This is a genomic window from Alteromonas sp. I10 (assembly GCF_003201515.1).
Classification (GTDB): Bacteria; Pseudomonadota; Gammaproteobacteria; order Enterobacterales; family Alteromonadaceae; genus Alteromonas; species Alteromonas macleodii.
Genome location: NZ_QJJN01000001.1, coordinates 561,232 through 575,351, shown reverse-complemented (window position 1 = coordinate 575,351; position 14,120 = coordinate 561,232). Strand labels below are relative to the sequence as shown.

10 protein-coding genes are annotated in these 14,120 nt (G+C 44.2%); 2 read left to right on the top strand and 8 right to left on the bottom strand.

Going from position 1 to position 14,120, the window contains the following annotated elements; all coding sequences use genetic code 11:
- Positions 1–11 precede the first annotated feature (11 nt).
- Positions 12–1,142 carry a glutamine-hydrolyzing carbamoyl-phosphate synthase small subunit gene (carA, locus tag BZA03_RS02460; RefSeq protein ID WP_014948979.1) on the bottom strand — a complete coding sequence of 377 codons (1,131 nt, stop codon included), beginning with the start codon at positions 1,140–1,142 and terminating at the stop codon, positions 12–14.
- A 371-nt stretch (positions 1,143–1,513) separates the two neighbouring features.
- A complete protein-coding gene (gene dapB / locus BZA03_RS02455) occupies positions 1,514–2,317 on the bottom strand; it encodes a 4-hydroxy-tetrahydrodipicolinate reductase (RefSeq protein WP_014976121.1) in 804 nt (267 codons plus the stop codon).
- Positions 2,318–2,720: 403 nt separating this feature from the next.
- On the opposite strand from dapB, the gene BZA03_RS02450 reads away from it, so the two are divergent.
- The gene (locus BZA03_RS02450) at positions 2,721–3,404 is read left to right on the top strand and encodes a cytochrome b/b6 domain-containing protein (RefSeq protein WP_110288079.1); all 684 of its coding nucleotides are present in this window, start codon (positions 2,721–2,723) and stop codon (positions 3,402–3,404) included.
- On the opposite strand, the gene BZA03_RS02445 is transcribed toward BZA03_RS02450, so the two are convergent.
- From BZA03_RS02445 to BZA03_RS02435, 3 genes are all read right to left on the bottom strand, one after another.
- Entirely contained in the window at positions 3,405–5,309 is a 1,905-nt protein-coding gene (locus tag BZA03_RS02445; RefSeq protein ID WP_110287879.1) for a propionyl-CoA synthetase, read from the bottom strand. It lies immediately after the preceding gene.
- A gap of 189 nt (positions 5,310–5,498) precedes the next feature.
- Positions 5,499–8,087, bottom strand: a complete 2,589-nt coding sequence (locus tag BZA03_RS02440; RefSeq protein WP_110287878.1) for a bifunctional diguanylate cyclase/phosphodiesterase — start codon at positions 8,085–8,087, stop codon at positions 5,499–5,501.
- A gap of 306 nt (positions 8,088–8,393) precedes the next feature.
- On the bottom strand, positions 8,394–9,656 hold the full coding sequence (locus BZA03_RS02435; protein WP_110287877.1) for a hypothetical protein: 1,263 nt from the start codon (positions 9,654–9,656) through the stop codon (positions 8,394–8,396).
- A 101-nt stretch (positions 9,657–9,757) separates the two neighbouring features.
- Between BZA03_RS02435 and BZA03_RS20380 the strand changes: the two genes are divergently transcribed.
- A complete protein-coding gene (locus BZA03_RS20380; RefSeq protein WP_155279855.1) occupies positions 9,758–9,910 on the top strand; it encodes a hypothetical protein in 153 nt (50 codons plus the stop codon).
- A 115-nt stretch (positions 9,911–10,025) separates the two neighbouring features.
- On the opposite strand, the gene BZA03_RS02430 is transcribed toward BZA03_RS20380, so the two are convergent.
- The 3 genes from BZA03_RS02430 to dnaK form a co-directional block, all read right to left on the bottom strand.
- Positions 10,026–10,511 carry a cytochrome c gene (locus BZA03_RS02430; RefSeq protein ID WP_014948974.1) on the bottom strand — a complete coding sequence of 162 codons (486 nt, stop codon included), beginning with the start codon at positions 10,509–10,511 and terminating at the stop codon, positions 10,026–10,028.
- 311 nt (positions 10,512–10,822) lie between these two features.
- Entirely contained in the window at positions 10,823–11,953 is a 1,131-nt protein-coding gene (gene dnaJ, locus BZA03_RS02425) for a molecular chaperone DnaJ (RefSeq protein WP_014948973.1), read from the bottom strand.
- Between the two features lie 200 nt (positions 11,954–12,153).
- Positions 12,154–14,082, bottom strand: a complete 1,929-nt coding sequence (gene dnaK / locus BZA03_RS02420; protein ID WP_014948972.1) for a molecular chaperone DnaK — start codon at positions 14,080–14,082, stop codon at positions 12,154–12,156.
- Positions 14,083–14,120: the final 38 nt, after the last annotated feature.

Genomic DNA, 14,120 nt, shown 5'->3' with positions numbered 1-14,120 from the left:
CGGGCTAATTCCTACTGCTTGTGTTGTTCAATAAGTTCGATGAAGTGGTCGAATAACGGTGCCGCTTCATGAGGACCTGGGCTGGCTTCAGGGTGTCCCTGGAAGCTGAACGCAGGTTTGTCGGTGCGGTGAATACCCTGCAGCGACTTGTCGAACAACGAAATGTGAGTTACTTCTAGGTTATCTGGCAAGCTAGACTCGTCAACTGCAAAACCGTGGTTTTGGCTAGTGATCATAACTACATTGCGCTTAAGGTCTTTAACCGGGTGGTTTGCACCGTGGTGACCAAACTTCATCTTCACTGTCTTCGCACCACTTGCGATAGCAAGTAGCTGGTGACCAAGACAAATACCAAATACAGGCGTACCGGTTTCGACGATAGTTTTGATTGCGGTTACTGCGTAGTCACATGGCTCTGGGTCGCCCGGGCCATTTGACAAAAATACACCATCAGGATTCATGGCTAGTACGTCTTCAGCAGGCGTTTGCGCTGGTACTAGCGTAACTTTACAACCGCGGTCAGCTAGCATGCGAAGAATATTATTTTTAACACCGTAGTCAAAAGCGACAACGTGATATTTGAACTCGCTTGGTGTTACATAACCTTTACCAAGTTCCCAACTGCCTTCTGTCCATGTTTTTGGCTCAGTAATACTTACTACTTTTGCCAAATCCATGCCTTTAAGGCCGGGGAAAGCTTTTGCTTGCGCTAGTGCGCTAGACTCGTCTAATTCATCAGAGCAAATAATGCAGCCGTTTTGTGCACCTTTGTCTCGCAAGATACGCGTTAAGCGACGTGTATCAATGTCGGCAATACCCACAACGCCTTTCGCTTTAAGGTATTCAGACAAAGTTTGCTGTTGACGAAAGTTACTAGCAACAAGAGGTAGGTCACGGATGATTAGACCTTTCGACCAGATTTTATCTGCTTCGACGTCTTCTTCGTTAGTGCCGGTGTTGCCAATGTGTGGATAAGTAAGGGTGATGAGTTGTTCAGCGTAGGATGGGTCGGTGAGAATTTCTTGATAGCCGGTCATGGAAGTATTAAAAACGACTTCCCCAACGGCGGAGCCTGTAGCGCCTATCGCCGTACCTTTAAAAACAGAACCATCCTCTAACACCAAAAGGGCAGAATTAGCCAAGTCAACCTCCAGATTAAGGATAACTATGTGTTTGTGCAGTTTTCTGCACAAACCCCACAAAAAACGGGAGTTATTGATAACAATACATCCCGTTTTACGATCTTTGCAGCTAATAAAACCGCACTCTTCAGCCATTTTGGCGGCCTCAGAATACGAAATTCTGGCAAATTCCGGCGAGTATACATCACTGACCGAAAATGGCAAATTTATTTGTAATAATTTACTAAAATACCGCTTATACCACCATTTTTGCGCAGAACCACCGAAAGTACGGCTTATTGCTCATTTAAAGTGCAACTTTAGTTTAACACTTTGATAACGCCCTCAAGCTCGCCTGCTAATTTAGCTACAGCATGCTGGCATAAAAACGCCTATAGCTTTAAATCCAGTACATCAACCATGGAGTATAGACCAGGTTCTTTTCCATACAACCACTTTGCTGCATGCACTGCACCTTTCGCAAAAGTAAGTCGACTTGATGCCTTGTGCGTAATCTCCAGGCGCTCACCAATATCTGCAAATAAGGCTGTGTGTTCACCGACAATGTCTCCGGCTCGAATTGTTGCGAAGCCAATAGTACCTTGGTCGCGTTCAGGCTCTTTTCCTTCTCTGCCGTATACAGCGCAGGTTTTTAAATCACGGCCCAATTCGTCAGCAATGGCTTCACCAATGGCCATGGCTGTACCAGAAGGCGCGTCTTGTTTAAATCTGTGATGTGCTTCTGTTATTTCGATGTCAGCCGTTTCACCCAGCACACTTGCAGCTTGTCGAACTAGGGAAAGCATTAAATTTACGCCCACACTGTAATTAGCCGCAAATACGATAGGTATATGCTTTGCTGCTTCGTCGAGTGCCGCTAACTGTGAATCGTTTAATCCAGTAGTTCCAATAACAACAGGCATTTTATTTTTAACGCACCACGTAAGATTACTTTCAATAACCGAAGGCAGGGTGAAATCAATCATTACATCTGCATCATTACCACTTAAATCTGATAGCGCAGTACAATCAACGTCTTTTTTGCCAATGCCCGCAAGTTCGCCCACATTTAGTCCAACCCAAGGTGAATCATCGCGTACCGTTGCCACGCTAAGTTGTGCATCGTCACTTAAATCTAGCGCTTCAACTAAAACCCGTCCCATACGCCCGTTGGCGCCAAATAATCCTACTTTCATTTTTTCGTTTTACACTTTTTTAAACCTTCAACTGTGAGGCATTTTGCCAAATGCCGTCACTATTGCAATGTGAGATTCATATTAAATAGGCATAACAAGGAATCGGTAAGATTTAACCACTACCAATCTGCATAGTCCTTTGTCAAAACTTCAGGCTCGGATGTAAAAAAATTCAGTACACGATGCTTAGAACATGTTGAGCTTTACTGCGCATTTTTGATGCAAAGATCAACATGTCCTAATTGCAACACTAAGACAAACAGAGGTTTTCTGCCGTTGGGCCTACTTGTTTTATAGAGTAAGTTAAGCGACGCTATGGCAATTAACAGATGACCGAGTACTTATTCGCCACCGCTGAACGGCAAGTGTGGATAAGTCAGAATACAACCCAACTAAATTTACTATGCAAAAAACTCTTATATGGGATATTCCCACCCGGCTTTTTCACTGGCTTATTGTAGCGAGCCTTTTAGCGCAATATGCAACAGTAGAATGGCTTGAAAACAAAGTGCAATGGCACTTTTACATTGGGTACTTCACCTTATTCCTTATCGTTTTCCGCATAATCTGGGGATTTGTTGGTACGCAACACGCCAAGTTCAGTAGCTTTATTACTGGCCCCAGAAAGGTTTTCAATTATATAAAAACCTTATTTAATAGGCAGTCCGAACCCGCTATTGGCCACAACCCTTTAGGCGGATGGTTTGTCGTCGTTATGCTAGTGTTGCTTACCATACAAGCGGTATCGGGATTGTTCATGACCGATGATATTTTCTTAGACGGTCCCTATCGCCAGTTAGCCGGAGAAGAAACACTAGCGCTAATGAACACTCTGCATCACCTTGCCTTTGATGTGTTACTTTACGTTATCGCACTTCATATAGGCGCGGTAATATTTTACAGCGTGTATAAGAAGCAAAAATTGGTTCCTGCCATAGTGCATGGCAATAAGGAGTCAGCAACAGCAGGTATTACTGACTCGCGAATTCTACGTGCTTTTGTTGTGGCGCTCATCGCCGCAGCAGCTGTATATGTGGCTATTGAAGTATACCCGCCAGCTCCACAGGCAGATGAATATTACTACTAGCTAAACAGCCGTGGGCTTGTTGACCAAGCCCTTCTCTCGCATGAGCGTCTCAATCTCACTTACGCTTGACGGATCATCGATGGTTGAGGGTACGGCAACAGATTCATTGGCTGCAATTTGACGCAGCAGTTTGCGGAGTATTTTACCTGACCGGGTTTTGGGTAAACGATTGACGACGATGGCTCGCTTAAAGCACGCCACTGGCCCGATTTTATCTCGAACCCGTTGAACCAAATCTTGCTCAAGTGCCTGTTCATCAACGGTAACGCCGTCTTTTAGCAGTACCAATCCAACTGGCAATTGCCCTTTCAGTGTATCATGGATGCCTATTACACTACATTCAGCAATGGCAGGATGTCCTGCAAGCACTTCTTCCATTTCACCGGTAGATAACCGGTGCCCGGCAACGTTTATGACATCGTCGGTGCGACCCATTATAAATACGTAGCCATCTTCATCTACGTACCCGTTATCTCCGGTACTGTAATACCCTTCAAATTCTCGTAAATAGCCATCAACAAACCGTTGATGGTCTTGCCAAATCGTTGTCAAACAACCTGGGGGAAGCGGTAACTTGATAGCAATAGCGCCTTTTTCACCGGTTATTTGCTGTTCATCAGCTCCTTGCAATACCTTTACGTTAAACCCAGGTGTAGGCACGCTTGATGAACCGGGTTTCGTAGCCATTGGCTCAAGCCCCATCGGGTTTGAACAAATTGGCCAGCCAGTTTCGGTTTGCCACCAATGGTCGATAACAGGAACACCTACTTTCTCGCTCGCCCAGAAATATGTTGGCGGATCTAGACGTTCACCCGCCATAAATAAGGTACGCAAGCTCGACGTATTGTATTTAGATAAAAACTCAGCATCAGGGTCCGCTTTTCGTATCGCTCTAAATGCTGTTGGAGCTGCAAAAAGCACATTCACTTTGTGAGACTCTATCATACGCCAAAATGCACCGGCATCAGGAGTGCCAATGGGCTTTCCTTCGTACAGTACCGTCGTTGCGCCTTTTATGAGCGGGCCATAGACAATATATGAATGACCGACCACCCAACCAACATCCGATGCAGCCCAAAAAATATCGTCCTCACTAATACCGTAAATCGCGCCCATTGAATAATGAAGAGCAACCGCGTGCCCGCCATTATCTCGAACGACCCCCTTGGGTTTACCGGTTGTACCTGAAGTATAAAGAACATAAAGCGGGTCAGTTGCATCGACGGCAACAGGAGAAGCTGGCACGCTAGCTTCAACCAGAGAGAGCCAATCGTGGTCAGTTGCTTCATTTAACTCAGCAATTAGCTGAGGGCGTTGATACAACACGCATGCCTGTGGTTTGTGCTCTGCCAATGATATTGCTTCATCAACAAGAGGTTTGTACGGTAGAACTTTATTGCCTTCAATGCCACATGACGCAGTAACAATAACTACCGGTTTTGCGTCATCTATTCGTACTGCAAGCTCATTTGCGGCAAAGCCACCAAACACCACAGAGTGCACAGCTCCCAAACGAGCGCAAGCAAGCATCGCGATCACTGCTTGCGGGATCATGGGCATGTAGATAATCACGCGGTCGCCTTTCGTCACACCCAAGCGAGATAAGCCGCCTGCGAACTCGGCAACACGGTTTAATAGCTCTTTGTAAGTAAAGTGCTGAGTGGTTTGTGTAACAGGTGAGTCATAAATAAGCGCGGTTTTATCGCCACGACCATTTTTTACGTGATGATCAAGCGCTAAATAGCTAGTGTTAAGCTGCCCTCCCCTAAACCAGTCGAAGTAACCATTATCTGTAGGTTGGCATCCTTTTTGAGGAGGTTGAAACCACGCTAGCTTTTGTGCTTGTTCTAACCAAAACTCATCGGGGTGTTGGGTCGAGGCAATATATTCATCTTTATAAGTCATAACCATGTCCTGAGTAGGGTTTATCTTCACCCTACGATAGTTACATGACATCTACTAATAAGACTTCAGGCGTAGATCGACTAACAAATTGATTTACATAAATTTAAACTTTACTTCCCTATTTGATAACAAGAGGTACCGAAGCGGTTGTTTCAACGCATACTTGAATAAGCCCTCGACTGCGTAAGGTTAACTACCTTCTTTATATTGCTTCTCACTAATTTTACTTTTCCAATCATCTACACTCATGGGTTTATCTAAGTAATATCCCTGAAATGCTCCGCAACCACATGCCTTAGCTTGATCTAATTGACCCGTTGTCTCTATTCCCTCAGCTACGGTATTTATGTGTAACGCTTTGGCCATGTTGCAAATACTTGTAACCAATAATGTTTTTTGCTGCGAGCCTTCCATCGCTTCGACAAATACCCTGTCTACTTTCAGTTCGGTAATTGGCAAATCTTGAAGATAATTTAAATTTGAGTCACCAAGACCAAAATCGTCGATAGACAAACTAAACCCTTGTTCCGCTAATTCTCTAACGCGACGTTGAATAACGCTCACCCCTCTTATCAATGCACCTTCAGTGAGCTCTAGAGTTAAATTTTTGTGTGACACGCGCCACTTATTTACTATTGCGACGAACTTCTTCACAAAATCAGCTCGCGCTAAGTGCTTTGCACTGATATTAACAGACAACTTAGTGTTAATTTTCTTTAATTGGCATTCACTAAGTAACCCGCAGGCTTCGTTACACACCCACAGCCCGAGTTCAGCAATAAAATCATTCTCTTCGGCAATAGGAATGAATTCAGAAGGGCTTACTGTACCCATATGAGGATGCTTCCACCTTAACAACACCTCTGAGCTTATAACGTTCTTCGTTGCATCGTATTGAGGTTGTAGCTCAATATATAACTCGTTGCTAGAAATAGCCCTGCTCAGAGAGTGTTTAATGTAATTGTACCGCTCGATATCAATTGCATTAACATGAAAATACTCGTGCTCCGACTTAACAGTAGAAGTATTTTTTACCTCTCTTAAAGGTTTTCTCGACAATAGTTCTTTTATCTTTTTAAACGAAAAATGCTTCGTTGGAACCGTGCAACTTATGGTTTGCGTTTCAATATTTAAGAGGCTGTTGTGCAGGGTTATTGGCGCTAGCACGTGATCGTGGATAAGAATAGCGCAATCGTGTGCAGCATTTAGAGACTGTGCTTCTTCACTAAAATATTGATGAAGGTGAATATAAAAAGCACCTCTCTCACATTTGAATATACTGGCTGAATTGCGCTTGTTAATTTCGAATATGCGAATGAAGCGACTGGCCAAAATTCTCAGAATATAGTCTATCGTTGGCTCCCCAAACGCATTTTCGTATTCTTTTATGTTACAGATAGCAACGCGCATAAACGTGGCAAATGGTTTAGATGACTTGTCGTCATGAGCTTTATCGCCAAGGTATCGCTCAAATTGGTGTAAGTTCGGAAGACCTGTCACCGTATCGATTAAAGCGAGTTGTTTGTAATGCTCAATTTCGTGGTTTTGATTAGTGATATCGCGCACTGAGGCGATAATTAATTGTTGATTATGTACAGAGCATTTCGACAAATTAACTTCACAGGCAATACGTTTACCATTTTTATGGCGAAGACATTCGTTTACCGAGCCATTTTCGCTACACCATGCTAAACCCGCTGGTATGTTTATGAAACAAGAAGGCGCATCGGTAATTTGCACCTTGGTTGATATTAATTTTATATCTTGCCCAATCAGCTCTTCGGGCTCAAAGCCTAATACAGAATAAACGCGTTCATTTGCAGTTAAAATAGTGCCATGTTCATCTATGCTTAACACCACGCTATCCACATTATTCAATAAACTGGTCAGATAATCTGTGTAGTTATGTTGTGAATCCGATAGACGCTGTATTTCCGTTTCATCCTGCACTGCGCCATAAAGCCGGGTTAATTTAATTCCGCTAGCATTTCCTCGCTGAACCTGTAAGAACACGGTTAGTTTTATACTTTTTCTGCGACCTTGCTTGTCGTGAAATTCAAAGTGCTTTACGAACTCTCTATCTTCTTTAAGCGCTTTAAAAACGCGCTGCTTTAAGTCTCTTCTATCACTCGAGGTAAGCATATCGAGCACTTCATTAAGGCCGACGCTTTTTACACGAGGTAAGCCTAATAAGGCTTTCATCACCTCAGTCATAGAAAGTACGCCTGTGAATCTGTCAATCTCCCACGCGCCCACTTTAGAAATTGAACTCACCTCTTCTAACAAGGCAAGCTGTTCGGATAACTTGTCTGAATAGGGATGACGCGCCAGCTCATATTGGTAACTAAGCTCTACTTTTTGGCGCGTAATATCTATCAATGTATGTTGTAGAGGGCTCAATACACTGTGGGGTACAAAAGTGAGAACAACACCCATTACTTCATTTTGCATATCTCGCACGGTAGCAACTACTACATAGCTATCAGCATAATGTTCGAGTGAAGGGGGAAAGATAAAATCTTTGCAAGGTATTGGAGCGCTCAAAGGTGTAAGCGGGAGCATGAGCAATACATGTGAAGGAAAAACAACACTCTCGGCTTCTAATGATAGGTGGTTTACGTCGCAAGATAATACCGTTGCTCTTCCATTGCTAGGGTTTACCGAGGCAAGTAATATACACAGAGCCTCTGTTTTCGTTCGACTTTCATTGAGCAACACAGAAATGTTTTGCTGTGTTGTGCGCATGGTTGACAACATGCGTTCCTTGCGTAAATCCATCTAAGCAAACCTTTTGATATCTCTTCGAATTCAGCACAAACGATAGCAGCACGACAATAAAAGGATGAAAAGTTGTGTCGTGGTTTTAAGCGCTTTACAAGTTTTGCTGTTTCAGTTGTCTACGAGCTGTTTTATATTTTTTAAAAGCAGGACCTGCGAAGATTGGGTACCTAAACGCGTACCTTCAGTCGAAGAAAATTATCGCCAAGCCTGAGTGTTTAACATAGCCAAGAATTGTACAAATTTCCAGCAAAAACCCATTGAAACGTTTCGAACCCGTGGAAAGTTCTTATTATTACGAATTAACTATTTGAAATCCGGGATAGTACTTGCGAGCTCTTTTATCTGAACAGGATCTAACACTACTGAGCTTAGCGCGCTAGAAACAGTATGCGTGGGAAGGGCTGTATTCTTGCTAAAAAATTCACGGTCACGCAACTTGAATTTACGCGTTATTGTCGGATACAAGTAATTTTCTGTCAGCCAAAGGACTGCCGCTACTTCTGGACCCGCCGCCATAAGACCCGCAGCGAAAAAGCCTACGCCAATAGCGACCCTCGCAACTGCAGATTCCGATTGCTTTTCACCAAACAACGATGACAACTGCTTCGAATAGGCACGAGCCTCAGCAGTTAAACACTCTTCTGTACCTTGCCCAGAAAAATAGTCATCTTGAGCTTGACGGTATGCTCTCAACTGTTTGCCGACATCGCTAAACGGAGATACTAGTTCCGCCCATTTTGGCCCGCTATTCATTGATATATTTTGCGGTACACGCAATCCGGGTATTGAAACGTGCTGCATTTGTAACTCTTGATCTACTTTGGATAAATCAGCAAACGCTGAGCTAAACCGTGTTTCGACCAAAATTTGCTGTTTCGACAAAGACGTCTGGCTGCCCAAGCAAACACCGAAATTGTAGTGATACGCCTCACAGGCCAGGTGCATCATAGCTAGACGCCCTTGATGGTTATCAGCTAAGCACTCAGTGACCGCAGACTCCCAACGGGTTCGGGTAGCCTCTTTGTCGTATCGATTTGATTGTTCATACAAATCAAACACTCGTCGCCACTGGTCATGACTGACACTGCCAATTGATAAGTCTTCTGGTGTGCGTTCAGCCAACCGCATGATCATTTGATCAAAGCCATGACTGATGTGTTTTTCTGGCCAAGGTATAAAATTATCCGTTTCTTCTAACAGTGGCTGCCACTTACGTAATTCTCGCTTCAAACTTGGCCATTCGGCAGAATTTTTCAAAACGTTGAAACTGGCAACACCTTGATCCGCCATTTTCTCTGGTAAGGAGACTAAATCGGCGTTCCGCGATAAGATCCTTACAAAACCTTGCTCAATTAGTGACGTGAGCGGAGAACAACTGGGGTTTAGAATAGCTTGCCTTGCCGCACTATTATTAAGTAAATACCCATCATTGATAAGTATCTTCTCTCCTAATATAGCCTTCCTCACTAGCAATTGATTAAAGTAGTTTATATCAGCGTCGAATTGCCAAGGAAAACGCTCTACAACATCGTCCAGTGTACCTACATACGTTAGCGAGGGTCGCATCTTATCTCCATATTAAAAATCTGTTGTTAAGCACTTACGAATATACCACAGCGTATGGGTCTTAACGATGTACTCTCGTAGACACGTTCTACAAGGCTATAATGAAGTCAATTTCTGAGGTGGCTAAGTGTGTGGCGATGCCTGATGCTTATTACCTACAAAGCCCTGGACGAAAAAGTACACTACTGTTTGAGGAAGGTTGCGAGTCTGCGCTTCAGCGCCACTCTCAATTTATCTGTATGATTGAATTATAAAATACTAATTAACACATCGAAGTACTAATCGAGGTTTTGGGTCAGTAAAATGCAATAGTACATTCTTACTGACCCGATATTAGAGCGCTTTCACGTGTTGAAAAACAAGCTTGGGCTAGTCCTTCTTATAGTCGTCATGGCATGATTTACAACTTGCACCAATTTTACCGATTGCACCTCTGTACGCGCTTTCATCACCCGCTTTAACAGCTGCTTGAAGCCCTTGCGCTGCCGTTTTAAGTGCCATCACTTTCTTTTCTACATCTGAGAAATTTTCCCAAATTTCATCTTTTGCGCCAGTTTCAACGTCAAACTTACGGGTATCAACTGATAAATAATCGCCCATCATGTCAGCAAGTTGTTCTAGACGTACGGCATTTGTTTCCATAACGCTTTCGTCAAATGGTAGAGCACCTTTTGCCATGCCACCTAACGGTCCCATGTTACTGCGTACTAACTGAAAAACGGCCTGGCGATATTGTGTTGCAGCTCCCGCGTGTTTTTCTGACGTTGCTTCTGTCACGTCAGCAGCTAATACCGAGCCTGATAAGATTGCGCCTGCCGTGGCAGCGCTCAGTAGCAATTTACTTGAAAATTTCATGCCTGTTCCCTTGTTAGGTAAATATTATTCATTGGTCTCAAACGGGCTTTTAAGCCTTGTAATCAACAAGCTAAAAGTCCCGATACTTGGGTTATCGTGACGAATAGTCGGATGATGCGCAAGATTTTTAGCGGTAAAAGTAAGTAAAGAAAAGACTAACCCCCCCTTTCCTTCTTAAAGTGAGCACTTTCTATTACAAATACCAATCTGCATGGATAATTGGCCACTCATAAGAGCGCGTTTAAATGCCTTTCAAAAAGAAAAAAGCCCTCAACTGAGGGCTTTCAAATGAAGTATGTACTACTAAGCAATTAGTTCGTTAAATCGTCAAAGAACTTTTTAACGCCGTCAAAGAAGCCTTGCGCTTTCGGGCTGTGCTTACTTGACGCTTTACCCATCGACTCTTCAAGCTCTTGAAGTAGTTCTTTTTGGCGAGATGATAAGTTTACTGGTGTTTCGACCACAACCTTACACATTAAGTCGCCCATGGCACCGCTTCGCACTGATTTAACACCTTTACCACGTAGACGGAACATTCGGCCAGTCTGCGTTTCAGGGCTGATTTTCAGTTTTACTTTTCCATCTAGCGTTGGCACTTCTAGCTCGCCGCCAAGGGCAGCCGTAGTGAAGCTCAACGGTACTTCACAGTACAAATTGTTGCCATCGCGCTTAAAGATATCGTGCTCACGTACGTGGACCTGAACGTATAAATCACCTGGAGGTGCACCGTTCTCTCCAGCTTCACCTTCGCCTGATAGACGAATACGATCACCGGTATCTACGCCAGCTGGAATTTTAACGTTAAGGGTCTTAGTCTTTTCTTTACGACCGTGGCCATGACAGCTGTTACAAGGATCTTCAATGATCTTGCCTTTGCCCGAACACGTTGGGCAGGTTTGCTGAACAGCAAAGAAACCTTGGCGCATTTGAACTTGGCCATTGCCGTGACAGGTTGGACAGGTCTTAGGTGAAGAGCCTTTCTTCGCACCAGAACCATCGCAGACTTCACACTCGACCAAAGTTGGTACGCGAATATCTACGCTCTTGCCACGAACCGCTTCTTCAAGCGTTAGCTCTAAGTTGTAGCGAAGGTCTGAACCTTGACGTGCGCGAGATTGACGACCTCCTCGGCCACCGCCGAAGATATCACCAAATACATCACCAAAAATATCGCCGAAATCGGCACCACCACCGAAGCCACCGCCACCACGGTTAGGATCTACTCCCGCGTGGCCATATTGGTCGTATGCTGCACGTTTCTGCGAATCTGACAGAATTTCGTAGGCTTCCTGGATTTCTTTAAATTTATCTTCCAGGCCTTTATCGCCTTGCGTACGGTCAGGGTGATATTTCATCGCCAGCTTCTTATACGCCTTTTTAATTTCGCGTTCGCCTGCGCTTTTATCTACCCCGAGTACTTCGTAGTAGTCTCGTTTCGACATATCGTTTACATATCCTACTTTTTGTCGATAAGCATTTTATGCTCATCGAATCTACATCTGACTGTTGTGAAAATAACCTGAACACACATTCAATAAAGCCAAGTCATTTACACAACAAAGGCGCAACAAGAAATTCCTGCTGCGCCTGAACTGCTTACACGGCCCGCTAACATGCTAAGTAACGGGCCTGACACAACAGTTTACTTCTTGTCGTCGTCTTTCACTTCTTCGAACTCAGCGTCAACAACGTCATCGTCTGCTTTACCAGAAGATGCTTGCTGCTCTGCACCTTCTGCGCCACCGGCTGCAGCTTGCTGAGCTTGCGCCGCTTCCATCAGCTTGCTAGATGCTTGGATAAGCTCTTGCGTTTTCGCTTCGATGTCCGCTTTGTCTTCGCCTTTAACTGCAGTTTCAAGTGCTGAAAGTGCTTCTTCGATTGGCGCTTTGTCTTCTGCACTTAATGCATCGCCAACTTCTTCAAGCTGTTTACGTGTGGCGTGAACCATACCGTCAGCTTGGTTACGCGCTTGAATCAGCTCTTCAAACTTCTTATCAGACTCTTTATTCGCTTCCGCGTCAGCTACCATTTTTTCTACTTCTTCATCGCTTAGGCCTGAAGAGGCTTTGATAGTGATCTTCTGCTCTTTACCTGTGTCTTTGTCTTTCGCAGACACGTGTAGGATACCGTCAGCATCAAGATCGAATGTTACTTCGATTTGCGGCACACCGCGTGCTGCTGGACGAATACCTTCTAGGTTGAACTGACCAAGAGACTTGTTGCCACTTGATTGCTTACGCTCACCCTGTAGTACGTGTACTGTTACCGCAGACTGGTTGTCTTCAGCAGTTGAGAACGTTTGCGACTTCTTCGTTGGAATTGTCGTGTTCTTCTCGATAAGCACAGTCATCACGCCACCCATAGTCTCGATACCTAGAGACAGAGGTGTAACGTCTAGAAGTAGTACGTCTTTAACGTCACCTGACAGTACGCCACCTTGAATTGCTGCGCCTACTGCAACTGCTTCGTCAGGGTTTACGTCTTTACGTGGCTCTTTGCCAAAGAATTCAGTCACGTACTTCTGTACTAGCGGCATACGAGTTTGACCACCAACTAGGATGATGTCGTTGATGTCGCCTACAGAAAGATCTGAATCAGCTAGTGCCTTCTTAAGCGGCTCAAGTGAATTCTTAACTAGGTCTTCAACCAAAGACTCAAGTTTTGCACGAGTAAGCTTAATAGCTAAGTGCTTAGGACCTGTTGCATCAGCAGTGATGTATGGCAGGTTAACTTCAGTCTGTTGTGAAGAAGAAAGCTCAATTTTTGCTTTTTCACCGGCTTCTTTAAGACGCTGCATAGCAAGCGGATCTTTACGAAGGTCGATGCCTTGGTCTTTCTTAAACTCTTCAACTAGGTAGTTGATAACACGGTTATCGAAGTCTTCACCACCAAGGTGAGTATCACCATTAGTTGCTAGTACTTCAAACGTGTGTTCGCCGTCTACTTCATCGATTTCGATGATAGAGATATCGAACGTACCACCACCTAAGTCGTATACTGCAACAACGTTGTCGCCTTGTTTTTTGTCCATGCCGTAGGCAAGAGCAGCAGCAGTTGGCTCGTTGATAATACGCTTAACTTCAAGACCTGCGATGCGACCCGCGTCTTTAGTTGCTTGACGCTGAGAATCGTTGAAGTAAGCAGGAACAGTGATAACTGCGCCAGTAACTTCTTCACCAAGATAATCTTCAGCTGTCTTTTTCATTTTCTTAAGTACTTCAGCAGAAATCTGCGGAGGCGCCATTTTCTCGCCTTTCGCTTCTACCCACGCATCACCGTTATCAGCACCTACAATTTTGAAAGGCATGATGTCGATGTCACGCTGTACTTCTTTATCTTGAAAGCGACGACCAATTAGACGCTTAATTGCGAATAATGTGTTAGTCGGGTTCGTTACCGCCTGACGCTTTGCAGACTGACCAACTAATGTTTCACCATCGTTTGTGTAAGCGATGATTGAAGGGGTTGTACGATCGCCTTCCGCGTTTTCAATTACGCGAGGTTTGTCGCCGTCTAGAACTGCGACACATGAATTCGTTGTACCTAAATCGATACCAATGATTCTACCCATTTCGTGTCTCCGAAAAAGTTTCTTAATTCTGTACTTTT